A 23,615-nucleotide genomic window follows, 5' to 3' on the forward strand; every position below is an offset into this window, starting at 1 on the left:
GTTCATGGATAAAAAGGGCTACATATCAAGGATTCGTGAGGATTTAAAAGGCGGACGTAAGCACTCTAAAACCACTATTGAAAGCATTGCCAAAAGCTTCGGTATTGCCAATAAAAACTTGGTGAAAGAATTTACCGAACTGGCAATAATCCTTAATGCAAGAGAGATAGCACACGACAGTTCGCTGACCACTTATGAAAAATACCTTGATATTGTAGCCCTGTATCAATCTCAGGTCAACCTATCCATGCGAACAAGCATGAGCGTATTGATGCAGCAATATTCCACTCCAGCACCCATTTCGTTCCTTGCATCGAGTTATATTTTAAAATCAGGTAGCTTATCAGGCTACAAAGCTTTTAAGAATATCGTTAAAGGTGGAACTAAAGGTAAAATTGTCGGGAACGCTCACCTTACCAATGATAAAAACGATTTCCCAAAGTATTTAGAGCCATCGGCAGGGAACGGACTTTTAACCATTGCTTTGCCTTATCACTATACCCATGTTAACGAGCTAGACGATGTTAGACTTGCTAACCTGAAAGAACAACCTTTTGCAAAGGTCAGCTCTTGGGATGCGTTAAAACCTCCGGCAGCTTATGACAGAACTTTTGATGGTATAGTTACGAATCCACCTTTCGGTTCACTTTCTCAACCTGAACTTTTCGGAAAGTTTAAAATCAAGCGATTGGAACATGCAATGGCATTAAACGCTTTGCGTTGCATGAAGGATGACGGTAAGGCAGCTATCATCATTGGCGGTCATACCACTTGGGACGAACATGGTCGGGTTACGGCAGGAACTAACCGTATTTTCCTGAATTACCTCTACCACTTTTACAACGTTGAAGATATTATCCCGATTAACGGTAAAAAGCTTTACTCCAGACAAGGAACTTCAATCAATACCCGATTGATTTTGATTGATGGAGCAAAAGCAGTTCCCGATGGAGCAGCTCCGCTTAAAAATATATTACACAGCACCGTTGTCAATACCCATGAAGAACTTTGGGACAGGGTTGGTTTAGGAAATAGTAGAAGCCCAAAGCCACAAACCAAAGATGTGAAGGTCATTAAACTTCGTGCTAAAGCCATCCTGATAAAGCAGAAACAACTTCCGTCAATGAATACCCAAAAGAGTTTTGAAATAATCCATAATGAAATTGTGGACTATTTAAAGAATATCAAAGGCGCGTATCAAATAGAAGATGTGTTTGAGAGTCCCAATAAATACGGTGATGTTGTTTCTCATTTCTCAGCAAGATACGAACAGAAAGACAGGTGGAATTATAGGAAAGCTCAATTTGTTATTACCTGGAATCAGTTAAGACTTTTCATCCCTGATTTTGGTTACAGAACACTTCCCGATACTGACATTAAAAACCTTTTGCCACTTCTGAAAGAAGGTTTTCCACTACTTTTTAATTCCCCTGCTTAATATGAAAAGTGGTGTAAGCTCCATATTAAAACTTAAAGCAAAAGCCATAGTCATTAGGCAAAAGCAGTTATTCTTGGGAGGTATTCCTACGATTGAACCGCAGCGCATTTTGGTAGCTTGTGAAGAAAGCCAGACAGTTACAATGGCACTTCGCAGTCAGGGGCATGAAGCTTATAGCTGTGACATTCTTCCAACCACAGGCAAACATCCCGAATGGCACATCCAGGGTGATGTGTTGAACCAATTGGATAAAGGTTGGGATATGATGATTGCTTTTCCACCTTGCACTTACCTGACAGTATCGGGCAATGCGTGGATGCACGACCCGGAACGACAAAAGGAACGTAAGAAAGCATTGGCTTTTATCCGCAAATTGATGAAAGCTCCCATTGATAAAATTGCCATTGAAAATCCTATTGGTGTTATCAGTACCGCCATCCGCAAGCCTGACCAAATCATTCAGCCGTACTACTTTGGCGACAATGCAAAGAAATCAACTTGCTTGTGGTTAAAGAATTTACCGCTTTTAGAACCAACCGATATGCTTGATGAAGACCAATTGGAATACAAACATTGGTACGACAAAAAGAAAAAGCGTTGGAGACGACAACCGCTTTGGTACTACAAAGCAAGGGATTTAAGCGATGAAGAAAGACGCAGGGTTCGCAGTAAGACATTTCAGGGGATTGCCGAGGCAATGGCAGACCAGTGGACAACAAAGAATAATTATTCAATAGCAGTATAGTATGAAATCAGACATTAAAATATGCAAAAGCGGCATTACCATTAAGTTTGGTAGCGTTCCTCCAAAACATATATCAGCAAGGCTTATTGAATTGGGTTTTAAAACCAACAACAATAAAAGCTTTGTACGCACCAAAAAGCTGGCTCAGAACGAGCATGAGTATTTACAGGGAATGTTCGGTCATAAAGGGCTTGGGATGGCTTATATTCCCACAGCCGAAAAAGGTTTTATCCTGGACACAACCGTTCCCGATTCAATGGGTCACGAAATGCACATCGCTATCCGAAAAGTAAAGAAAAGTATCGGAATGCCTTTGTTTGACTATGTTGCCGAGAAACTAGATTATAGCAATGACGAGCTTGTAAAGTCACTTTCATGCGAACAGATTGATGCCGTTTCATTAGCCATTTACAATATCGAGAAGCGTGGTCAGGGAATTATTGTTGGCGACCAAACAGGAATCGGCAAAGGAAGAACCGCAGCAGCTTTAATCCGCTACGGTGTTAAAAGTGGACTGCAACCTGTATTCCTTTCGGAAAAGCCCAACCTGTTTACTGATTTATATCGAGACTTGTCGGACATTGGTAGCTCTGCCCTGGTACCGTTTATCGTTAACACCAAAGAGAGCAAAACCAATGTAAAAGACAAAAGCGGTGAAGTCATTTATACAGCTCCCGAAAAACCTACACAAGAAAGGATTATCAAGGGTAAGAAAGTACCCAATAATTACAACTTTGTTTGTGCCACTTACTCGCAGTTCAATCAGCCAAAAAAGCCAGCCAAACAAGAGTTTTTAAATGCTGCAAGTAGCGGTAATATTATCATTATGGATGAAGCTCATAACGCTTCGGGTAGCTCCAATACAGGTGAGTTTATGCAAGATGTGTTAAGGCAAACCAAAGGTGTTTGTTTCCTTTCAGCCACCTTTGCCAAGCGACCTGATAATATGCCGATTTACGCTCAAAAGACTTCAATGAGCGATGCCAATATGAGCAAAGAGGATTTGGTAGAAGCCATCACAAAAGGCGGTGTAGCATTGCAGGAAGTATTAGCAGCCCAATTGGTTTCAGAGGGGCAAATGATTAGGCGAGAACGCTCTTTTGAAGGTGTAGAAGTAAACTATATCGAGCTGAAAGAAAAAGCCAAAGAGCAAGCCGGAACTGCCGATAAAATTACCTCCATCATTAGAGATATAATCGGGTTTCAGGAGAAATACATTAACAAACAGGTTGATGAGCTTGATAAGATTGCAGCAGCCGAAAGTAAAGAGGTTGAAACACGCAAAGGAACTGAGAAAGCTGGGGTTGATAATATTCCGTATTTCTCAAAAGTCTTTAACGTAATCAATCAATTACTCTTTAGTTTGAATGCCTCCGATGTTGCCGACCATGCCATAAACAGACTAAAAGAAGGTAAGAAACCCATTATTGCCTTTGCTTCCACAATGGGAAGCTTTTTAGAAGGAATGGCAAAACCTGATGATGTGATTAATGGTGACTTCTCAACTGTTTTGGAAAAGGGATTGGATTCTGTTCTTCGTTACACCGAAAAGGATATTGACGGTGAATCACAGGGCAAACAGTTCAATATTGCGGATTTATCAGAAGATGCTCAATTGGCTTACTACGATATTATCAGGAGAATCGAACAGGCTTCAACTGGCATTACAATCAGTCCACTTGATTTGATAATCCAAAAAATAAAGGAAGCCGGCTATACGGTTGGTGAAGTTACAGGGAGAAAATTGTGTGTTCAGTACAATTCCACCAAAGCAAAGAATACAACCGCCTTGGTGATGAGCCGAAAAAAGGAGAATACAGCCGATTTGTTCCGTCAATTCAATGACAATGAAATAGACTGTTTACTGATTAACCAAAGTGGTTCAACAGGAGCTTCGGCACATGCCATCGTCACCGATAAAGTTCCAGCCGAAAAGGTGAAGCAGCGTGTGATGGTGATACTCCAACCTGAACTGAACATCAACACCGAAATCCAAAAGCGTGGACGTATCAACCGCACAGGTCAGATAATGAAACCGATTTACGATTACATTATCTCATCCATTCCTGCACAAAAGCGGTTTATGATGATGCTCAAAAAGAAGCTGAAATCATTGGATGCCAATACCACGTCAAACCAGAAAAGCAGCAAATCACAATTGGAATCCGATGACTTTCTGAATAAGTACGGTGACAAAGTGGTTCGCCAATACATGTTGGAAAATGAAGAGCTAAACAAAGCACTGGATAACCCACTCAAATTTGAGGGCAAAGAGAGTGATGAGACACCATCCGAAGGTGATGCTTCAAAAGTAACAGGGCGTGTGGCGGTTTTATCAGTTAAAGAACAGGAGAAATTCTATCAGGAAGTCATTGAGCGATATAACGATTACATCGAATACCTCAAACAAGCCGATGAGTACGACCTTGAAGTTGAAGTCCTGAACCTAAAAGCGGAATCCCTTGAAAAGCGTGTTGTGATTGCCGGGAAAGGTGGACATTCGGTATTTGGTAACGATACTTTTTTAGAAAAATGCGAATGCAACGTACTTAAAAAACCTTACGGCAAAGCTGAACTTGAAAAGCTGATTCAAAAACAATTAAGCAATAAACACCCTGACCGCATTTCTGAAGAAATAGTTTCAGCTCACGAAAAATTCGTTCAAAACAAGTTATCTGACGATTTAAAAGCGTTAGAAGAAAAATACAAAGACCTTTTTAATGGTATTACCGATGAGAAAGGCTATCAGAAAATTCCTGTGTTCAACAAAGCAGCCCAAAGGGATTATGTCGCTGAAAGAACCGAAGAAATTGAAGAAGGTAAACAAGCCGAGATTACCAAGACCAAAACACAAAGCGAGAACCGTAAACGCTACCTGAACAACTTTTTCAAGTTCTTTAAGGTTGGTCATGGTTATTTCTATCCGGCAGTCAGTTTTGAAACCGATAGCAGTTCCAATTCTTATTGTGTGTTTCTTGGTTTTGACATTAATCCCAAACGCAAGAACCCTTATGCACCTTCATCGGTGAAGCTTCGCTTTGCCATATCGGACAGCCGTAAATACATCGTTCTCCCGGCTTCGGGCGATACCGCCAAAGAAATTGAGCGTGTCATGAGCCGTAGTATGCAGCTCACAACAGGACAAAAAGAAAGTTTGATTGAACGTTGGGATGAAGCCATTAAAGACTTCACGGCAGACCGACAAATCCGATACATCGTAACAGGAAACATACTTCAAGGCTCTGCGGACTTTTCAGGCAAGTTGGTAAGCTTCACCACCAAAGGCAGAGGTGTTCAAAAGGGAATTTTAATGAGCGAGGCATGGTCGCCTGACAACAACGATAATAAAGCGGACAACTATGTTGTAGCTCCAATTGCCAAACTTCAAAAACACATTATGAGCCTTCGCAATGGGGCTACCATTGCCACCGAAAACAGGATTACAATAGCCAGGCATTATGATGGCACTTTTAAGGTCATTATGCCTAAAACCAAAACGCACATTCCCATTTATACCGATAAAGAAGTGGTGAAGCTCCTGGTTAATAATCGTGATGGTTTTGAAATGGTTTCGGGCAATATGAGGGCTTCGGTTGAAGAAAGCAAGATGCCCAAACTTCTTAATCTGCTTGGTGAACGGTTCAGTTTATCGGTTAAAATTCCACGCCATTATTACGATGAGTTTTTGGATAAAGGAACAAAGCGAAGCAACTCAACTGATAGCCTTACCAATGAGGCGATGAAGATGTTTGAGCAAGACAAAAAGGAATTTCCCAAACGACTGGCCAAACAAAAGCAATCCGCACCTAAAGGCAAGAAAATTAGCATTGACAAGGGTAAGCAATTGACACTTGTAAAGCTCCGTGCAAAGGCAATCCTGATTAAGCAAAAACAGCTTCGAGCAGTTGCCGGGCTTGGTACTCACCCTAAAATCAAGACCATACTATGACCGAAAAGGAGTTTTATAAAAAGTACAAAGCCATTCACAAGGATATTCGCACCAAAGGAAAATCAAAGGCTTCCATCTTAGCCAATGGTTTTAAAGAGGGCGTTAATGTCAATGCTTTGCCCATCTATAAGGGTTTTGAGAAAGCAACCGATATTATTGCAACTCGATATAAACCGAGAAAAGGTGACTTCGTTTGGATTCTTCCCAAACAAGGATTCATTAAAGGTCGCAATGGCTACAAAACAAAGCAAGGCTACAAACCCAATCCCAATGATGGTTTCTTTATTATCAGCAATGATTGGTCATTATACGAAAATTACTGTGCCAACTTAGCAACACCCAATGATAACCTTGGGGATATTGATACAGAAGTAGAAAAAGCTTTACAGGAAAAGCAAAAGAACCGGGAATTTAAAGATGCAGGGAAGCGTGTTCATGGTTCCAGGAAAGAACAAGCCATGTACAACAAGCTTATTAGCAGTAGCGATTTAAACAGCATCGAACAAGATGAAGCAACGGCTATCGAGCTTGTTAAGAAGGATAAGGTTTTTCCTAAAATTGACCCACAGGCAGAAAAAGAAAACGGTACGGATTCAGGGTGTGCCTTTTTGAAAGTAAAGGTTCGTCAGGCATTCCCGGCAAAACCACACGCCAATACCAAAGAAGCGAGGGAGCAATATGTAAAAATGGCAGAAGCTTTTGTAAAAGTTTTGTATGATGCCATTTCAATTACAGACTTGCAACAACTCGATACCATTGCCAATAATGGTGAGATTGTGGGTAAGCATGATTTTGGGATGATATTCGGTAAGGCACTTCGCAATATTGTCTTTACCATTAAAGGCTATCGGACTACATCAGCGGTTAAGGAAACTTACATGAAAGCCCATCAGTATTCAGGTATCACCAAAGAACAGGCTGAACCCCATGCAAAAAGGTTGAAGGAATACACCGACAAGCGGATAAAACGCCAACAGGATTGCATTGATTCTGCAAAGCAAATTCTTTCTCCTGCCGATATGAAACGCCACAAGCAAAACGACCTGACTTTTCAGGGAGGCATGTTGAGCAGCGTTCGGACTGTGGAGGACTATGTAAGGTATGTTACTCAAGTTTGTACTCGGTTTATTAATGATGCCCAAAGAGAATATAACGAGCAAAAAGAACGATTCCCATACAAGGAATTTAAACCGGATTGGAGCTGGGCAGAAACAAAGAAATCCAGCAATTCAAAAAGCAGTAGCAAGCCCAAGATAGAAGCCGTACCGCTATCATATATTAAACGCACAGGCGGTTTGTTAATTGAAGAAGCGGATGAAAATACGGTTATCAAGAAGCTTCATTTTAAATCGCTCACATTAGGAAACTACGTGAAGGATGATGAAGCCAGGGAACACATTCGCCACTTTGTTGCAGCCATCGTTGATTTATGCGAGGTGCTTGACATCAACCTATCCATAAACGAAGCCCTGGCTATTGCTTTCGGTGCATTCGGTCGTGGAGGTAAAGCAATGGCTACTTACTATCCAACACGCCAACTTATCAACCTGACCAAACGAAACGGTGACGGCTCGGTAGCCCATGAGTGGGGACATTTCTTTGACCATTATCTGAATGGCTTGGAATTATCAACCAAACCGCTACGTTCAGAAAGCTATCTGAATACCATCATTGAAAGTTTAGGCTATCGAAAGAAGTATTTCATCGGAGGTAATTCATCACCAACAAAAGATTGGTTCAAGGATATTCTAAAAACCTCTTTAAAGAAGGTTGTACCTACATTTCAGGAAAGGCAATCGGTGGTGCATACAAGTATAGTTTCCCTTATCCTAATGCTTCGCTTTGGGTATTATGATTTGGAAGATAAAGCGGTTAGCTACAATGATTTTGACGAAACAAAGAAACGTAGAACCGACAGCTACCTGTATCACTATTCCAAACTTCAAGGTGCTTATTGGAAAGATATTGCCGAGATGTTTGCCCGAAGCTTCGAGTGCTATGTGTACGACAAGCTAAAGGAAAAGGACCGGGTAAATAATTACTTAGTATCAGGTGGAATGTTTTCTCATCCTGTTTATCCGCAAGGTCAGGAACGCATTTACATCAACAAGTGCTTTGATAACCTGATTTATGCAATCAAGGAGCATTTATCCATTAAATCATTTGAGCCATTTACCGATAAACGAGCCGATGAATACATCGACCTGACAGAGAAAGGAAGCGTGAATAAAGGTGTGATAGTTGGCAAAGAACGCAAACTGAAACTTGCCAAAATAAGGGCTAAAGCAATTCACATTAAACAGAAACAAGCCCTTGCGAAGGGCAGCGAATAATAAATAGTGTACTAAAAACTTAATATCAGATAGTATGAAATTAACAATCAAAAATTACAAGGAAGCCACCAAAAATATTGACTTCAAAAAGTTGCCGGAAGCTGCACAGGAAGCACATAAAGAGTTTGATTCATTTGCCGATTTCTACAATGAGGATAAGGACATTAAGGAGATGCTTGATAATCATTTCAAAATCGTTGAACCTTACCTAAAGGATTCAGAAAAGAAAAGCCCTGCACCTAAGAAAGCACCAGCGAAGAAGAAAACTACCTCGTCACAAAAATCGACAAAAAATGTGACCAAGAAAGTAGCACCAAAACGGACAGCCACAAAGAAAACGGCAGCACCCAAAAAAGCACAACGAAAACCCATCGAGGTTGATTTGATGCCGTTGGAGATAAAAGTAATCAGGCGTTATCTGAACTTCCACAATAAGAAGGTTACAGAACGTCAGGTATCGCTTTTGTACAAGGTGATTCAAAAGGCAGCTACCGAAAAAACCATCCGTAAAACAAGCAAGTATGCCTCTGAAATTAAAAGTATCAGCAATGACCTTATCAAGACTTACAAGGATATGAATGGTACTTGCAAGTTTGAAGTTACGGATTCGTTATACAGTAAGCTGAAAAAGATTGTGGACGACTACGGTGTTACTCCGGCCGTTGCATTGATTAAACGTTTTATCAATCTATATGGCAATATCACCAAAGCTAAAGCTCAACGTTTGCTTACTACAGTTACCAACTCATTAAAAAACGGTAAGGTTGATAAATCTGACAAGGAATTTGAACAGGTGAAAAACGTTCAAAAGCATTTACATGATTATCTGGAGAGCGACAAACTACTTGTTACCAATGTTCAGTTAAAAGGCTTACAAGGCATTGCCGGATTGGGAAAGTAAATGCCACTACTTCCATGCCCAAAAGTAGTGGCTCACAAAACAGGGCATTCAATCCCGGCACCACAAGAACCGCAGTCATTGCATCCGACCAGGTTGTTTTGGCAAACGACCTTGCCAAGATGAACTTTAAGACCATCTCAATCAGGGGAAAGTTCGGTAAACTTTTAGGCAAGCTGTATATCCCATTCTATATAATGATTTACGGCTCACGCTTTCATGGCAAGAGTACCGTAGCCCTGATGTTTGCCGATGAATTGGTAAAACAGCATGGCTATAAAGTCCTGTATGTAGCCAATGAAGAAGGTGCAAAAGGAACAATGCAAGAGAAAGTTGTAAGGCTTGGTATTAATAGCCCAATTGGAATCATCGAGGACTACAATCCGAAGCTATTCAGGGATTACGATGTGGTATTTATCGACAGTACCCAAACAACGGATATTTCTCACGAGGAATTTAAAGAGCTGAAGAAACAGTTTCCGAACACCTCATTTGTAATCATCAATCAGGCAAACAGAGATGGCAGCTCCAAAGGCGGAACGAAGTGGGAGCATATAGTGGATGCCATTATGCACATCGAAAATCAAAGTGCAACAATGGAGAAAAACCGCTTTCCGGAGGGCAGTACCGAAACCATTAAAATCTTTTAGCATGGAAGAAATGACAATTAAATTTTATTGGCTTGTTATCGGTGCTTTCAGTTCGCTTATCGTTGGTGTCGTTTCCTTCATTATCCGCAATGCTATCTCAAAAAATGCCACTAAGGAAACGGTGGATGCCAAAACTGATTTGCTTGAAAAGGATATTCAGCACATGACTAAGGAGCTTGCTTCATGCGAAAACAAGTTTGTTGTGTTGCACAAACGAATATCAGATTTAAGGGACAGCTCTAAGGAAATATATGTAAGCAAGGAACTATTCCACCAAACCATTAAACAGCTTAATGAGAAGCTCGATACCATTTTAAAATTTGTAGAGAAATGAAACTATTTAAAAAGCTTGCAGGAGCAGCAACAGCAGAAACATTAAAAGAAGGAACAAAACTAATTGATGAGATTTTCACCACACAGGAAGAAAAGCTCCAGGGAAAAATGGAACTCTTTAAAATGGCTGTCACCGATAGAAATTCAGCAAGAAGCCTGTACGCTCAGGATAGTTGGTTGCAAAAATCCTTTGCGATATTCTTCCTGATTGCTTGGTGTGGTTTGACTTTCGTGATGCTGAACTACTTTGTTTTCAATACAATTCAGCTTGACGATTGGCAAATTGCTTTCATAAGCAGCATTAACGGTGGAATATCCACCAAACTAAGCACCATTATTGATTTTCTTTTCGGTGGTGCAATATCTGGAGTAAACGATGTCAAACTTAAAAACAGACGTGAAAAATGAAAACATTCGATGAATTATTCGATGGAGTAATCAAGCATGAAGGCTACTATGCCAACGTAGAGGGCGACCAAGGAGGAGAAACCTACATGGGTATTGCCCGGAATTTACATCCCAATTGGAAAGGATGGGAATACATTGATGCCTATAAGGAAACATACGGTGAAATCCCCTGGAACCTGCACATTGATATTCCTGAACTGAATTGTATGGTAAAGGATTTTTATTGCCATACATTTTATGAGAAGTTCAGTATTGACGGTATTTTACACGGCTCAATACAAGAAATAATCTTTGATTGGTGTGTTAATAGCGGCCATTGGGGAGCCAGAGGTGTTCAACGAGTATTAAATCAATTCTTTGGTGCAGACCTGAAAATGGACGGAATTATCGGGGACCAAACTTTATTAGCAATTAATGATTGCGACCCAAGAACTTTATTTGTTGCCATTCATAGAGCAAGAGTAAGGTATTACCATTCCATTGCGAAAAAAGGTAATAATCATTTATTTTTAGAAGGTTGGTTGAAACGGATTGGGAAGATTGAGTTTGAAGAATAGAAAATATCCCTTCCGAAATATCTACCAATCCAACAACCTCTTTTCCCCTTCCAAAGCCTTAATGCCCGAAATTTCCTGAGAGACTTCAATAACGCCTTTGTAGTTTCCGTTTTCGTCACGAACAGCAAAATATTGAATAAGGATATATTCCCCTCGCATTTTAATCCAAAAATCAGCCTGGTCTTTTTCTCCACTTCTGAACGATTCTACAATTTGTTCAACTACATGAACACTTTCAGGCGGATGGCAGTTACTTACTTCACGCCCGATAATTGCAGTTGTTCGAGGAAAAATTCGTTTAGGTGGTGTTGAGAAATAGCAAACTTTGTTGTTTTCATCAACAAAAGTAATATCCACCGGAAGGTGATTAAAAATGAGTTTGATTTGCTCGATACTTACTTTGCCCGTTCCAAGATTTACAAGGTTTCCTTCATAATCTGGTTTGAATTCTTTGTCCATCTTTAAATTAGGTTGAATAAATGGATAGCCCAGCTCAAAGCCTTCACGATTCATCTTTTCTAACTGGCTTTCGCTGATGGTTGATAATATGCAAGGAAAGAGAATACGCTCTTCCCTGAATTTAATGGCATGCATATTAAAGAATATATCACCTACACATTTATTGAAAATTTTTAGGTCTATATTTCCTTCCTGTAATTGAGTAATAACGGATTTAATATTCCTGCGAATATCATCGTGAAATGACCACATAATCTGTAAACAGCGATAGTCCGGCCATGTTTCTTCAATAATTGGGAATAGAACATTTTCCTTTATTGTATACTGCTTTGGAAATACTTCGAGTTGAGTAAACAGTTCTATAAGTTTTTTATGCAAGTCAGTATTGTCGGTTTCCTTCACAAATTGCTTAAAAAAAGGACGGATTTTATCCAAAAGCACCTCCATTTCATGGTTATTCTGTTCTAGCACACCAAGAAATGAATCCGGTTTGGGTTCAACTCTTACAAAATCACGTATAGGAACATGGAAAATATTCAGGACTTTATTTGTCAGCACTTTTATATCCTCCATCTTGTGCCCTTGTTTTATAATCTCGTCAAAGAGGGTTATAAAATCAGCAGGTATTACCGTAGGAATAAAATCCTTGTTATCAACTATAAACGAATGAGCATTACCAGTTTCTAAAATTAATTTAGAAACCTCAAGCAACTTTTCTACCCTTGCCTGTTTTGTATTTGTAAATTCCGACATAAGCATTTGTTTTAATTACCTTCAATAAAAAAATTAACAAGAAATCCCAATTAAGGTTTCTGTTTAATTACCAGAAGCTTCAAAGGTTCGTCAAAAGGATTTTGCCATGTTCTGTCCAAGTTTTTTTTCACGGTAATAACATCTCCTTTCAAGGCATTGGTAATTTCATTTGCGATAGTGATTTTCCCTCTGCCTGAAATAACATAAAAAACAACATCAACAGGGAGTGCATGTGCCGGAACCAAACCATTTTTTAAAATGTGTAATTCAACAATATCATTGTTATCTGTTTCTGCCAATAGGTAGCCATACGCTTGCTCTGTTTTCAGTACTGCACTTTTCTCGTAATAAGGATAAATCATCGTTTAAATCTTGAAATTGATAATAAAATTTACGATTAAAATTTTATTAGATAAAAGAAACGCTGCAAAATATCTCTTTTGCAGCGTTTAAAAATGAGTATGTTTTATATTAAGCCAAATGAAGCTTCAAATCTTCTTCAACAGTTCCAATTCCTGCAATCCCAAAGTTCTCAACTAAAACATTTGCAACATTTGGAGAAAGGAAAGCTGGTAATGTTGGCCCCAGGTGAATGTTTTTTACTCCTAAGTGTAATAGAGCTAATAATACAATCACAGCCTTTTGCTCGTACCATGCAATGTTGTATGCAATCGGTAATTCGTTAATATCATTCAATTCAAATACTTCTTTTAGTTTAAGAGCTACAACAGCCAAAGAATATGAATCGTTACATTGTCCTGCATCCAATACACGAGGAATGCCACCTATATCACCCAATGGTAATTTGTTGTAACGATATTTCGCACATCCTGCTGTAAGAATAACAGTATCTTGCGGTAACTGCTCTGCAAAATCAGTATAGTATTCACGTCCTTTCATTCTACCGTCACATCCTGCCATTACAAGGAATTTCTTGATTGCACCTGTTTTAACAGCATCAACTACCTTGTCTGCTAATTGTAATACCTGGTTGTGTGCAAATCCACCAACAATTTCTCCTGTTTCAATTTCAGTTGGAGCAGGTAATCTTTTAGCGTGTTCAATGATTGCAGAAAAATCTTTTGGTTGTCCGTCTTGTCTGTCCGGAATATGAGTACAACCATCGAAACCTGATGCACCAGTTGTATAAACTCTGTCTTTGTAACTATCCTTTGGAGGAACAATACAGTTAGTCGTGAATAGAATTGCACCGTTAAATGATTCAAATTCTTCTTTTTGTTTCCACCATGCGTTACCGTAATTTCCTACAAAGTGTTCGTACTTTTTAAATGCAGGGTAATAGTGAGCTGGTAACATTTCGCTGTGTGTGTAAACATCAACTCCGGTTCCATCGGTTTGCTTTAACAGCTCTTCCATATCTTTCAGGTCGTGACCGCTAATAAGGATAGCCGGATTATTACGAACACCAATATTTACTTTTGTAATTTCAGGATTTCCATAAGATTCGGTATTTGCTTTGTCTAATAAAGCCATCACATTTACCCCATACTCACCGCATTCCAAAGTTAAGCCAACCAATGCATCAACTGTAATATCAGTTCGGGTAGTGGCAACTAATGCCTTGTGCATAAATGCAAATACTTTCTCGTCAGTATATCCTAAATTAAAAGCATGTTCGGCGTAAGCAGCCATCCCTTTTAATCCGTAGGTTAACAACTCTTTTAATGAACGAATATCTTCGTTTTGTTCAGTTAAAATTCCAACAATCTCACTTTTTGCTTTAATTGCTTCTTCGCCCTCTGCAACCCAAGTCGCATTAGCCGGAAGGTTTGGGATTTCTACGCCTTTATCTTCCAGTTCTTTCTTTAAAGCATCACGCACCTTAATACCTTCAATAATTTTATCGGTGATTTTATTATCATCGAAATTAGCGTTGGTAATGGTTACAAATAATGCTTCAAATACAAACTTGTCGGCTTTGTCAATTGCAACGGAATTTTTCTTTGCAATTTCAGTAACCAATGATACTCCTTTGGTGACATACACTAACAAATCCTGTAGGTTTGCCGTTGAATCTTCTTTTCCACAAACACCTTTGATGGTACAACCTTCTCCTTTTGCTGCTTCCTGACATTGATAACAAAACATGCTCATAATTTTATCATTTTAAGTTTTTATTTCTATTTCTGAAAAGTTATTTTTTCAAATCAACAATACAAAGTTGTGGCATTTTCAAAGCAATAGTTGTAACATATGTTACAGGAAGCGTATTTTTTTCTATTTTTGTGTAAAAAAACTTTCTAAATCACGGTATATGAGGAATATAACAACAGAAAAAAATGTTTTAATGAAAAATATATTCAGCCTTGTAATGATAAATGTAGTTTCTGCTTTTTAAATTATGTAGATGCGCTACAATCGAGCTATATTTTTAAGGATTTAAAATCGGAAGAAATTGGCCAAATAATTAAAAAAGTCCACCACCAGGTAAAAACATACAAAAAAGATGAACTGATTGCCAGTAGTGGAGATAAATGCAATAGCCTGAAAATTATTGTTAAAGGAGCTGCTGTTGGCGAAATGATGGATTTTCAGGGAAAGTCCTTACGTATTGAAGAACTTCATGCCCCGGATACAATAGCTTCTGCATTCTTATTCGGTGAGGATAATACACTTCCTGTTGATGTAATAGCCGTCGAAGAAACTAAAATATTATATATTCCCAGACAAGACTTAATGAATTTATTTTGTAATGAAAATACCGTTCTTAAAAACTATCTCGATATTATTTCAAACCGTGCGCAAAAACTAACCAAAAAGATTAAGCTATTGGGCTTGCAATCTATTCGTGGTAAGTTTGCAAATTATCTGCTTGAACAGGTCAGACGAGAAGGTAAAACGGAATTTACGCTTAAAAATTCGCAGAGTGAACTTGCCAATATATTTGGTATTTCACGTCCATCGCTGGGAAGGGTAATTCGTGAAATGCATAATGAGGGCATTATCGAAGCAGATGGACGAAATATAAAAATTGTGGATAAAAAAGCACTTTCGGGATTGCTAAAGTAAAAATAAGCAATGACCTTTCAAATCATTGCTTGGTAAGTTTATTCGTCCCAAAACAAGTGTATTCCTTATTGGGAAATGAAACATCAAATGTCGTTTCTATTTCCGTTTCTGAGAGCTTTTTTATAATCCAGCGAGCTTTTCCTCCGGGTACAAAGTTTTCGATAAATTCGGTGTAGAACACCAATTTTGTATCGTTCGATAATGAATCAACCAGCACATACTGGTTATAATATCCTTCGTTGTTGAATTGCCGAAAGACAATTGCACTTCGGGTTTTATCAAAACTAATAAAGCCTTTGTCGATATGATGTTCACCTTCCGGATTCTTTTCTGTGGGTTCGAATTTAGATTCGTTGCTTACTTCAATGTAATTGTCATCCATAACCAAATTGAAACTGGATTCAATGACTGAATTATTGTTACCGAAGCCAGAACCTGTTCCATGCCAATTCCCCAATAGAAATTCTAATCGTTCAAATTTATTGTCTTGAGCTTGCCCCAATTGAACAATAAAAACCAGACTTAATATCGTTAATAGTATTTGTTTCATATTTTCGTTATGAATGATTTCTGAAATACACAAAAAATTCTTCATTCCCATTTTTATCCAACCAATGCTCATAGTTCAAACTTAGTGACTTATCAATAAGTGGTACTGGAATGAACGGTGCAATTACTTTTAAGATTTTTCCTGAATCAAGTTTCTTCAATAAAGCTAATACTTCATGCACTGGCTGTTCTCCTGCATTTAGCATTTCTCTTATGTCTATTGATTCAGAGATATTCGATTCATCAAACCAATCAGGTTTTTCAGTAGTATATTTGCTGTCTTCTGCTTCAATTGAGTCGGTTGCTGATTGCCCTACTTCTGCACGAAGCTTGTTAATGAGTTCTTCAACTTTGATACCACCAATTACAGATGCCTGACTTAAAGTTGTAATCTTTGTAATGGTTTTTCGTAATACAGGATTTTTCAATTTTTTAAATGGTGGAGCAACAGATATTAGCACATCCTCTATCTGAGGATATGCTTCCAACAAGTCAAATATCTTCGTTTTGGGAGTAATTATTAGTTTATCCATTATTTGATTCTTTATTGTCTGTATATTCTAAAATACGTCTTTCACCTTCTAAAGCCCTGTTCTCAGATAAATCCTGAGAAACTTCAAGTGTACCAAGGTATTCACCATCTTCGCCACGTAAGGCAAAGTATTCAATCTTAATAAACTTGCCTTTCATCTGAATCCAAAACGGAGCATGAGATGCTTTGCCCGATTTAAAGTCTTCCAAAATTTTCTCAACAATATGGGTACTTCCGGGAGGATGGCACAAACGTACATCACGATTGATAATAGAACGGTTGCGGACAAATATCCGCTCTTTTCCTTGTGTGAAATACTTTACTTTGTCGTTTTTATCTACAAAGGTCATATCGAAGGGAACGGAATTTAGGATTGCCATTATTTCCTTTGCGGAGAAACTGCCTGATGGTAATTGAATGCTTCCGTCAGAAGAAACTCCTGTTTCATCTTTATCATCTGTCAACCCTTCTGGTTTCCATTCAACTTGTGGGTCGTAAAGGCAAAAACCAAATTCAAGGGTTTGTTTATGTATGCTCCACCAATCCTCTGTAGTTAGCACATCCATACTCATAGGAAACAGAATTTCTTCCTCTTTCTGTACCATATCAACTACGGCTTGCAGAGTCGGGAAAAACAACAAATCGAGAGAATCAACTAAATCGGTCTTTGTAATATCTTTTGAGTTTAAAACCTCGATACAACCTTTTAACTGTTCCCTGATTTCATCATGTTTACCCCACATTACTTTGGGTGGGCCGGTAATCTCATTTTTTTCTAAGTGTGGAAATACAAGATACTCTTTACGAAGGTAATGCTTGTCAACATCCATCAATTGATTAAACACACCTTGTAATCCGAATATAAATTGTTGAAACTCCGAATCATCAACTGCACTTAATGCCTTTAAAAGGGTTTTCGATTTTTCGGCTACTTTCTTCAGCTCAATATTCTCATTCTTAAAAACATCAACCGGATGCCCGGCAGGTATATCTTTTGCTCCTGTTAAATCTACGTTTCCTTCGAGAACCGAACCATGAACATCACAAAGTTTCAAAACTTCTTCTTCGGGCAAGCCTTCCTGCATTAGTTCCTGTTCTACTTCAACTACTTCACCGTAAGGAATATTTTTAAGTGTTTCAACCAGTTCTTTTTTTACAGCTTCTGCCGATTCTCCCTGGTGTAGTTTTAGAATCAGTTCTTTTAATCGCTCTTTACGATATTTTGAGTTATTAATAAGTTCGCTCATAACAATTGAATTTTTTTAATAAAATCATCATAGATACAAGTTATAGATTTAATGTGTAAGTTAAACAAAAACGTGATTGTTATGTTTTGTCAAATTGTTCGTACCTGCTTATAGTCCTGTTATTTCAATCTTATACCACGATTGCAAAAGCCGGATTATTATTAATACTAATTCTGAATTTTGAAATTATTTCTAATAAATATTGCCTGTAATTGTGCAGTAATAATATTTTGAAAATTCTCTAACCAACCAGGATTGTTATATGATTTTAGAAAAATGGCTGTCAGTTCTTTATTCTCCCGAATTGTTTTTATTGCTAATTCATGGTTATACTTAAACTCACTTGCTATGAACCACGCTATTTCATATAGTTCAGGATATTCAATCCCTTGATTAATAGGATGTGATTTTTCTGCTTTATGCTTATTTAATGCATCAGACAGCAACATAATATAATCTCTAAATATCAATTTAAACAATTCATCTTTAGATTTATAATAGTAATGAACCATTGCTTTACCGGAGCCTGCGTACCTGGCAATTTTATCAATTGTTGTTCCATGGTAACCAAATTTAAGAAATGCATGTTTTGCTGCATCGTAAATTCGTTGACTTGTTTCCATTGTAATTGATTGTTAGTTAAACACAAATAATTAGAATCGTAATTTTTCAGTCATTAGCCCAAAACGAATTATATTAAGGTAATGATCGTAATATATATTGTAATAATCCGAGCCATGATACATCTGAATAAACAAACCAATATCTTCTAAAAAATGGGGATGATAATAAAAAGTCAAACCAAAGCTTAATCTTTGAAAATCCAATGTATTTAAATTGTTAAACGATCCCAAAAACCATGTAAAGTCACCTTTTAAAGAAATTGCCGGATTTTTTTTATCCCTCACTAAATTTTCGTTCTTCAGTTTAAATATTGAAAACGCTGTATTCCAACGATAATGACCATAAACATCATCCAATTCGGGAGTTGTTGCACCATAAGGATGAAGTTCAAATGAAGTCTTAAAAAACTGGTATGCATTGAAGAATTGATTTTTATTGGTTGCAATTAGTCCTCCTTCAAAATAGTTTGTAGAAAAGCTTCCTGAAATTCTATTTATTCTCCCATCATCATATAGAAAATCACCATCCTGCCCATTGGAATGGTGAGCTAACCGCCCGTATGCACTCAGTGTATTATTCTTTTGATTTCTATTAAGCAAATAATACACAGTAACTTGAGGCATATAACTTGGGGTGCGAACTGGAAAAGAAGCCTCCTGATACATGCGAATTATAATTTGAGGGGTTAATACACCAATCAAACGAGAATTTGAACTTTGTCGAATATAGAAGTTAGGAATTAGATTTGCCTCGAACCATAAAGGTTCAATATTACCAATATCTGTAGGAAAAGTAATATAACTATTCCCTTGATTCACTTGTGCAATTGTTGTTAATGCGATGGAAGTTAGTGAATCGTTTTTTTGTTGACTTTTAACGGCATTTACAAAAAATAATGCCCAAAGCAGAATAACTAGTTTCCACATGTTTTTTACCTGTATAGTGCAATTCCAAAACCAAATTCAATAATATCGGCAATGGGAATCACTGAATTTTGTGCAATACTTGCTAGATATAAACCACGTGTTCCTACTCGCCAATAAAATGACATACCAGAAGCAGGGGTTTTAGTGGCTAGTAATTTAGTTTTAAGTTCTGCACCAACAAATACTCCCGCGTTACGACCCGGAGACCACCAATAATAATCATCGGGATAATTATCAGGAAGTGTAACCCAATATTCACTGCCGAAAGTATGATGTGCAAACCAACCAAAATTAAGAGGAAGCAATACCATTTCGTTTGATAATGGTATTTGTATCAGTTTTGCCGTTAATTGTAAACTAATACTATGTAAATTATCGAGACTATAAGCCTTTGGCACATAACCATAAAATAAGGTTACATCAAGCCTATGATTAAAAAAAGTATAACCTACACCACCCGATAAAAAGCCAATACCTCCCGCAAACTGAAACTTAACATAATCAGGTAAATAATTGTCTAACCATTTTGCTGTGTCTTTTTCATTATTTTGAGCATAAATAGGCATACTATGAACACAAATAAATATCCCAAATGGTAATAGTACTCTAAAAACTGTGTGTCTCAACCATGAAATCATGCCCTATTATTTTAATCAGATTAAACTTATTGTTTTCAACACCATAAACATTTACATAAGGAATACTATCACTATATGGTCTATAGTACTCATATCCATGCAAATGACCATGCGCTGTAAAAATTACATTATTATGCAGGGAAAGAATCTCCTCAAAATCAGATTCCAAGACTGTATCAAAATCAGCATCACCGGGAGGAACATGAAATATTACTATTGCAAATGTAAAATCGGGACTTGGCTGTATTTCATTATTAAGCCATTTTAAATTAGGGACTGAACCATCAAAATTAAACTCCCTGCTATTTGTATTAAGGAAAATAAACTTTATGCCTCTATATATAAAGCTTAAATCTATTGTACCAAACATTTCTTTATAAGCGCTTAATCCATTCCCTACTAAATCATGATTTCCAACCACTACAAAATAAGGAATTTCAAGTTGTTTTAAGATGTTATTACCCCATTGGTATTGCAGAGGTAACCCAAAATCAGCCAAATCACCAACATGAATTACTAAGTCAATTGCTTGTTCAAAGTTTTTTGAATTTACGGCTTGAGTAAAAGCGTTCAATTCATCATAAAAACGATGGCTGTCGCCTGTAAAAGCAATTCTCAATGTATCATCGTTTGTATTTTGCTCTATTAACTTATTTAGATTTTTCAGATGAACCTGTTTTTCATTATCTGAGAAATCAATTACATACGGAGAATAATCAAAATTAATTTCACAGGAATTAAGACCTATAAACACAAAACCTATAAAAAAAAGTATAATAGAATGTTTGTATTTCATTATATAGTAATGCTGATTTGGGTGATAAATTAAATTAAACTAACCTACAATATATTCCACTGCATAGTTTTGCTGAAGAAATATTTAGAGCCCTCTATTTCAATTTCATTTCTATTTATTGCAACTACTTTAAAATTGAAAACTATACCTTTTTCTGAACTATACATTTTGCCATTAATCCAATTCTTATCAAGTGAATTATATACCAAATCCTGAATAATTATTTTTCCAAGTAAAGGTTCATCTTGCTTTGTTTTATCAGAATTATGTATGTCTTTTAACTGCCCGTTCTCAAAATTATTAAGTGCTATTATTTTACCGTAATACTTGTTGTTATGTTTGTATATTTCTACATCCAGATCATTTGGCAAATGGTAAGTACCAATTATATCATCTGCTGATTGTGCTGCGGCAATGAATGAACCAAGAAACATTATAATGCCAATTAGTACAGACCTTTCCATTAAAAACTATATTTTATTTTAGTATAAATCATTGAATTATCCTGGTATTGCCCAAACTGACCGCCTTCATCACCAACAAAAATATTAGCCCCGAAGAGCAGCGAAAAACTATCATCAAAATCATAGCTTATTTTTGGACGTATCAGGGCATCGCTGTCAGACAAGCCTATATAAGAAAATAGTTCAAGGTGCAGCGTTTCCCGCATCATATCATATCGAGCCAGAAAGGTGGCTGTATTGTGGAATTCATTTTCGTTTATTCCTTCTTCAAAATCTATGATATATTTCTGGATAAACTGGGTACTTAATTTTATGTCTTTAATACTGAAATCCAGCCCAACGACATAGTTTAAATAATCTTTTTGCACCAAAGCATCATTGGCAATCGGGTTTTCTGTTTGAAAATATTTACCATTGTAATAAGCTCCTTCACCTCTTAGAATAATACCTTTTATTTCAGTACTAAATGAACCTCCAATCACAGAAAGTCTATGATGTTGGGGAGTTACCGATATTCCGGTTAAAACAGGTGTAGGTACTCCTTGTATTGTGTCTATTGAAATTGTTTTCTGAACATGCATTGCCGGATTATCATCCCATGTGTAACCGCCCATCAGTTCAAAATCAATTTTTGAGGTCATAGCCGACCATTTAAGAAACAGTTCACTGTTTTCCAGTGAAGGATTTACCGCATTTTTACTCCAATCAAATGTAGGAGTAACAGGAAAATCAGGAGCTATATACCAATCAGAACGAGCATCGGGTCGAAGATTGGGAGAAAAAGCAGGCATCCAGATAGCCTCAATGGTACTGTTGCCAATATAATAGTCAATCTTAGACGCAATAACACCTTGGCGTATTTCATCAAAATCAGGAAGGAGGAACTCCGATAGGTCAAGAGGTGAAACAATATCAGTTATAAACACGCCATCGGCTTTGCCCCACACTATTTGTTGCTTACCAATACGGATATCAAAGTTTTTAAAGTACATATCCATGTATACTTCTCTTAGTCGAAGTTGCAAGCTATCGGTATTATACAAGTATAGCATTGGATTAGCTTTGAAAGATACCTTTTCGCCTCGTTTTTCAAAGTTAAGACTGGCGGTTTGCTGGATAATAGAGAAATCACCTGTTTCCGTGTTAACACCTTCATAGGTTCTTACAAAACCGGAAATATCAGGGCTTTGTGCCATGGTTGCGAAACCTGACACTAAGCCTATTAGTAATATTGCTATATTCTTTCTCATATTTATTCGTTTTTAACAAGTTGCGCTACAAATCTTTTTATTGGTGACATGATTACTAAAACCAACGGATATGCCATTGAAAAAGCCATCCCCCACATTTGTATCCATTTTGTGATAAATCCCTGGCTTATACCATGATGCATTGCTATACTTGCAAAAGTTATAACAGATGTCATAATTGATACCATTAAAAAAAGAGTTAAAGGCACTTCGTATTTTTTGTTTATTTTCATTTCCGTCTGATTAAAATCTTAATATTATATTCCTCTCGTCATCATTCGCTCAGAGAAATTACTGGCTGGAATGCCTGTGTTAACTTTCACGTTTGTTAATACCATACTGGTAGAATGATTTTTCTGAATATTCTTCATTTCCGAATTGGTGATAATCTGAAACCCTGAAATTGTCTCAACTTTTTTAATGGTCAGAATTTTAAGCAATTCTTCATCTTCATCATAGAACTCTTTCTTTACACCAATAAAGGTTTCTTTATCAATCCATGTAATTGTTTTGGAATACATATATTCTTCATCCTTGGAGATGCTTTCTACAACGTAACACGCCTTGCTATTTATAGTTTCTTCACGGAGCAGTTTATGTATATCTGCATTTAGCTTGCGGTCTCCTAAGTCGTCATACGTAAAATCAGACCCCATGAAGTAGTCACTTTTGCTATCGCTTGAAATCCGTTTTACCCTTTTTAATGCCGGAAGATAAATCCATTGGTCATCCGCTTGGTCGGTATCGTAGCTCCAGTTCATAAAAGAAGTGTTCTTTACATCGGCAGGAGCTTGGAAAAACATAATGCTTTTTTCGTTGTCGCCAAAATCTTTGGTGTATTGCTGAATGGTACGCACCCTGTTTTGCCCTGAAGCATTTGTAAGGGTCATGGTAAGTGTTGATGTTTGGTCGTTTCCGGTTTCACGGTTATACGCTTTCTCTACTATCTGTTCGCCTGTAAGCTGTGCATTTGCGCTTAATCCGATTATTGTAAGCAATGCTATTGCTATTAATTTTATTGTTTTCATACCTTAAA

24 protein-coding genes are annotated in these 23,615 nt (G+C 37.4%); 10 read left to right on the forward strand and 14 right to left on the reverse strand.

Annotation, left to right across the window (positions count from 1 at the left end; translation table 11 throughout):
• The first annotated feature begins 4 nt into the window (after positions 1 to 4).
• From ACRD62_RS17150 to ACRD62_RS17190, 9 genes are read left to right on the forward strand one after another with little or no spacing between them, the layout of a single operon-like run.
• Positions 5 to 1,438: a hypothetical protein gene (locus ACRD62_RS17150; protein ID WP_430821352.1), complete on the forward strand. Its 1,434-nt coding sequence runs from the start codon at positions 5 to 7 to the stop codon at positions 1,436 to 1,438.
• A gap of 1 nt (position 1,439) precedes the next feature.
• Entirely contained in the window at positions 1,440 to 2,183 is a 744-nt protein-coding gene (locus ACRD62_RS17155; protein ID WP_430821353.1) for a hypothetical protein, read from the forward strand.
• Between the two features lies 1 nt (position 2,184).
• On the forward strand, positions 2,185 to 6,132 hold the full coding sequence (locus ACRD62_RS17160) for a strawberry notch C-terminal domain-containing protein (protein WP_430821354.1): 3,948 nt from the start codon (positions 2,185 to 2,187) through the stop codon (positions 6,130 to 6,132).
• The gene (locus ACRD62_RS17165) at positions 6,129 to 8,465 is read left to right on the forward strand and encodes an LPD1 domain-containing protein (RefSeq protein WP_430821355.1); all 2,337 of its coding nucleotides are present in this window, start codon (positions 6,129 to 6,131) and stop codon (positions 8,463 to 8,465) included. Before ACRD62_RS17160 ends, ACRD62_RS17165 begins: the two co-directional genes overlap by 4 nt.
• Positions 8,466 to 8,499: 34 nt before the next feature.
• Entirely contained in the window at positions 8,500 to 9,366 is an 867-nt protein-coding gene (locus tag ACRD62_RS17170; RefSeq protein ID WP_430821356.1) for a hypothetical protein, read from the forward strand.
• A gap of 14 nt (positions 9,367 to 9,380) precedes the next feature.
• Complete coding sequence (locus ACRD62_RS17175) at positions 9,381 to 10,013, forward strand: P-loop NTPase family protein (RefSeq protein ID WP_120271245.1); 633 nt, start codon at positions 9,381 to 9,383, stop codon at positions 10,011 to 10,013.
• A 1-nt stretch (position 10,014) separates the two neighbouring features.
• Positions 10,015 to 10,347 carry a hypothetical protein gene (locus ACRD62_RS17180; protein WP_120271244.1) on the forward strand — a complete coding sequence of 111 codons (333 nt, stop codon included), beginning with the start codon at positions 10,015 to 10,017 and terminating at the stop codon, positions 10,345 to 10,347.
• A complete protein-coding gene (locus tag ACRD62_RS17185) occupies positions 10,344 to 10,754 on the forward strand; it encodes a hypothetical protein (RefSeq protein WP_120271243.1) in 411 nt (136 codons plus the stop codon). Before ACRD62_RS17180 ends, ACRD62_RS17185 begins: the two co-directional genes overlap by 4 nt.
• The gene (locus ACRD62_RS17190; protein WP_120271242.1) at positions 10,751 to 11,311 is read left to right on the forward strand and encodes a glycoside hydrolase family 108 protein; all 561 of its coding nucleotides are present in this window, start codon (positions 10,751 to 10,753) and stop codon (positions 11,309 to 11,311) included. The genes ACRD62_RS17185 and ACRD62_RS17190 overlap by 4 nt, the downstream gene beginning before the upstream one ends.
• Before the next feature lie 21 nt (positions 11,312 to 11,332).
• Here ACRD62_RS17190 and ACRD62_RS17195 read toward each other — a convergent pair whose 3' ends face one another.
• The 3 genes from ACRD62_RS17195 to hcp form a co-directional block, all read right to left on the reverse strand.
• Positions 11,333 to 12,523, reverse strand: coding sequence for a DUF438 domain-containing protein (locus tag ACRD62_RS17195; protein ID WP_430821357.1), 1,191 nt, complete (start codon positions 12,521 to 12,523; stop codon positions 11,333 to 11,335).
• A 50-nt stretch (positions 12,524 to 12,573) separates the two neighbouring features.
• On the reverse strand, positions 12,574 to 12,885 hold the full coding sequence (locus tag ACRD62_RS17200) for a cupin domain-containing protein (RefSeq protein ID WP_430821358.1): 312 nt from the start codon (positions 12,883 to 12,885) through the stop codon (positions 12,574 to 12,576).
• 109 nt (positions 12,886 to 12,994) lie between these two features.
• Positions 12,995 to 14,638 (reverse strand): hydroxylamine reductase, encoded by a 1,644-nt coding sequence (gene hcp / locus ACRD62_RS17205; protein WP_430821359.1) that lies wholly within the window; start codon positions 14,636 to 14,638, stop codon positions 12,995 to 12,997.
• A gap of 312 nt (positions 14,639 to 14,950) precedes the next feature.
• Between hcp and ACRD62_RS17210 the strand changes: the two genes are divergently transcribed.
• On the forward strand, positions 14,951 to 15,553 hold the full coding sequence (locus ACRD62_RS17210) for a Crp/Fnr family transcriptional regulator (protein WP_301192548.1): 603 nt from the start codon (positions 14,951 to 14,953) through the stop codon (positions 15,551 to 15,553).
• 22 nt (positions 15,554 to 15,575) lie between these two features.
• Here ACRD62_RS17210 and ACRD62_RS17215 read toward each other — a convergent pair whose 3' ends face one another.
• The 11 genes from ACRD62_RS17215 to ACRD62_RS17265 all read right to left on the reverse strand — a co-directional run bounded on the left by ACRD62_RS17215 (position 15,576) and on the right by ACRD62_RS17265 (position 23,607).
• Entirely contained in the window at positions 15,576 to 16,103 is a 528-nt protein-coding gene (locus ACRD62_RS17215; protein ID WP_301192530.1) for a hypothetical protein, read from the reverse strand.
• A 7-nt stretch (positions 16,104 to 16,110) separates the two neighbouring features.
• Positions 16,111 to 16,635 carry a DUF1858 domain-containing protein gene (locus tag ACRD62_RS17220; RefSeq protein WP_301192531.1) on the reverse strand — a complete coding sequence of 175 codons (525 nt, stop codon included), beginning with the start codon at positions 16,633 to 16,635 and terminating at the stop codon, positions 16,111 to 16,113.
• Complete coding sequence (locus ACRD62_RS17225; RefSeq protein ID WP_301192532.1) at positions 16,628 to 17,881, reverse strand: DUF438 domain-containing protein; 1,254 nt, start codon at positions 17,879 to 17,881, stop codon at positions 16,628 to 16,630. Before ACRD62_RS17225 ends, ACRD62_RS17220 begins: the two co-directional genes overlap by 8 nt.
• 167 nt (positions 17,882 to 18,048) lie before the next feature.
• Positions 18,049 to 18,504 carry a TetR/AcrR family transcriptional regulator gene (locus ACRD62_RS17230; RefSeq protein ID WP_301192533.1) on the reverse strand — a complete coding sequence of 152 codons (456 nt, stop codon included), beginning with the start codon at positions 18,502 to 18,504 and terminating at the stop codon, positions 18,049 to 18,051.
• Between the two features lie 30 nt (positions 18,505 to 18,534).
• Positions 18,535 to 19,431 carry a hypothetical protein gene (locus ACRD62_RS17235; RefSeq protein ID WP_301192534.1) on the reverse strand — a complete coding sequence of 299 codons (897 nt, stop codon included), beginning with the start codon at positions 19,429 to 19,431 and terminating at the stop codon, positions 18,535 to 18,537.
• Between the two features lie 5 nt (positions 19,432 to 19,436).
• Positions 19,437 to 20,069 carry a hypothetical protein gene (locus ACRD62_RS17240; protein WP_301192535.1) on the reverse strand — a complete coding sequence of 211 codons (633 nt, stop codon included), beginning with the start codon at positions 20,067 to 20,069 and terminating at the stop codon, positions 19,437 to 19,439.
• A complete protein-coding gene (locus ACRD62_RS17245) occupies positions 20,038 to 20,865 on the reverse strand; it encodes a metallophosphoesterase family protein (RefSeq protein ID WP_321411618.1) in 828 nt (275 codons plus the stop codon). Before ACRD62_RS17245 ends, ACRD62_RS17240 begins: the two co-directional genes overlap by 32 nt.
• 44 nt (positions 20,866 to 20,909) lie before the next feature.
• Positions 20,910 to 21,329: a DUF2147 domain-containing protein gene (locus ACRD62_RS17250; RefSeq protein WP_301192538.1), complete on the reverse strand. Its 420-nt coding sequence runs from the start codon at positions 21,327 to 21,329 to the stop codon at positions 20,910 to 20,912.
• Positions 21,329 to 22,579 carry a DUF1302 family protein gene (locus ACRD62_RS17255; RefSeq protein ID WP_301192539.1) on the reverse strand — a complete coding sequence of 417 codons (1,251 nt, stop codon included), beginning with the start codon at positions 22,577 to 22,579 and terminating at the stop codon, positions 21,329 to 21,331. Before ACRD62_RS17255 ends, ACRD62_RS17250 begins: the two co-directional genes overlap by 1 nt.
• A gap of 2 nt (positions 22,580 to 22,581) precedes the next feature.
• Positions 22,582 to 22,812 (reverse strand): DUF2798 domain-containing protein, encoded by a 231-nt coding sequence (locus tag ACRD62_RS17260; RefSeq protein ID WP_120271233.1) that lies wholly within the window; start codon positions 22,810 to 22,812, stop codon positions 22,582 to 22,584.
• 24 nt (positions 22,813 to 22,836) lie between these two features.
• The gene (locus ACRD62_RS17265) at positions 22,837 to 23,607 is read right to left on the reverse strand and encodes an outer membrane lipoprotein-sorting protein (protein WP_120271232.1); all 771 of its coding nucleotides are present in this window, start codon (positions 23,605 to 23,607) and stop codon (positions 22,837 to 22,839) included.
• Between the last annotated feature and the right edge of the window lie 8 nt (positions 23,608 to 23,615).

The organism is Carboxylicivirga caseinilyticus, assembly GCF_050589785.1.
GTDB classification, from domain to species: domain Bacteria; phylum Bacteroidota; class Bacteroidia; order Bacteroidales; family Marinilabiliaceae; genus Carboxylicivirga; species Carboxylicivirga caseinilyticus.

Coding starts and splice junctions, on each gene's coding strand:
- ACRD62_RS17150 (WP_430821352.1), top strand. CDS start 5: ATGGATAAAAAGGGCTACATATCAAGGATTCGTGAGGATTTAAAAGGC.
- ACRD62_RS17155 (WP_430821353.1), top strand. CDS start 1,440: ATGAAAAGTGGTGTAAGCTCCATATTAAAACTTAAAGCAAAAGCCATA.
- ACRD62_RS17160 (WP_430821354.1), top strand. CDS start 2,185: ATGAAATCAGACATTAAAATATGCAAAAGCGGCATTACCATTAAGTTT.
- ACRD62_RS17165 (WP_430821355.1), top strand. CDS start 6,129: ATGACCGAAAAGGAGTTTTATAAAAAGTACAAAGCCATTCACAAGGAT.
- ACRD62_RS17170 (WP_430821356.1), top strand. CDS start 8,500: ATGAAATTAACAATCAAAAATTACAAGGAAGCCACCAAAAATATTGAC.
- ACRD62_RS17175 (WP_120271245.1), top strand. CDS start 9,381: ATGCCCAAAAGTAGTGGCTCACAAAACAGGGCATTCAATCCCGGCACC.
- ACRD62_RS17180 (WP_120271244.1), top strand. CDS start 10,015: ATGGAAGAAATGACAATTAAATTTTATTGGCTTGTTATCGGTGCTTTC.
- ACRD62_RS17185 (WP_120271243.1), top strand. CDS start 10,344: ATGAAACTATTTAAAAAGCTTGCAGGAGCAGCAACAGCAGAAACATTA.
- ACRD62_RS17190 (WP_120271242.1), top strand. CDS start 10,751: ATGAAAACATTCGATGAATTATTCGATGGAGTAATCAAGCATGAAGGC.
- ACRD62_RS17195 (WP_430821357.1), bottom strand. CDS start 12,523: ATGTCGGAATTTACAAATACAAAACAGGCAAGGGTAGAAAAGTTGCTT.
- ACRD62_RS17200 (WP_430821358.1), bottom strand. CDS start 12,885: ATGATTTATCCTTATTACGAGAAAAGTGCAGTACTGAAAACAGAGCAA.
- hcp (WP_430821359.1), bottom strand. CDS start 14,638: ATGAGCATGTTTTGTTATCAATGTCAGGAAGCAGCAAAAGGAGAAGGT.
- ACRD62_RS17215 (WP_301192530.1), bottom strand. CDS start 16,103: ATGAAACAAATACTATTAACGATATTAAGTCTGGTTTTTATTGTTCAA.
- ACRD62_RS17220 (WP_301192531.1), bottom strand. CDS start 16,635: ATGGATAAACTAATAATTACTCCCAAAACGAAGATATTTGACTTGTTG.
- ACRD62_RS17225 (WP_301192532.1), bottom strand. CDS start 17,881: ATGAGCGAACTTATTAATAACTCAAAATATCGTAAAGAGCGATTAAAA.
- ACRD62_RS17230 (WP_301192533.1), bottom strand. CDS start 18,504: ATGGAAACAAGTCAACGAATTTACGATGCAGCAAAACATGCATTTCTT.
- ACRD62_RS17235 (WP_301192534.1), bottom strand. CDS start 19,431: ATGTGGAAACTAGTTATTCTGCTTTGGGCATTATTTTTTGTAAATGCC.
- ACRD62_RS17240 (WP_301192535.1), bottom strand. CDS start 20,069: ATGATTTCATGGTTGAGACACACAGTTTTTAGAGTACTATTACCATTT.
- ACRD62_RS17245 (WP_321411618.1), bottom strand. CDS start 20,865: ATGAAATACAAACATTCTATTATACTTTTTTTTATAGGTTTTGTGTTT.
- ACRD62_RS17250 (WP_301192538.1), bottom strand. CDS start 21,329: ATGGAAAGGTCTGTACTAATTGGCATTATAATGTTTCTTGGTTCATTC.
- ACRD62_RS17255 (WP_301192539.1), bottom strand. CDS start 22,579: ATGAGAAAGAATATAGCAATATTACTAATAGGCTTAGTGTCAGGTTTC.
- ACRD62_RS17260 (WP_120271233.1), bottom strand. CDS start 22,812: ATGAAAATAAACAAAAAATACGAAGTGCCTTTAACTCTTTTTTTAATG.
- ACRD62_RS17265 (WP_120271232.1), bottom strand. CDS start 23,607: ATGAAAACAATAAAATTAATAGCAATAGCATTGCTTACAATAATCGGA.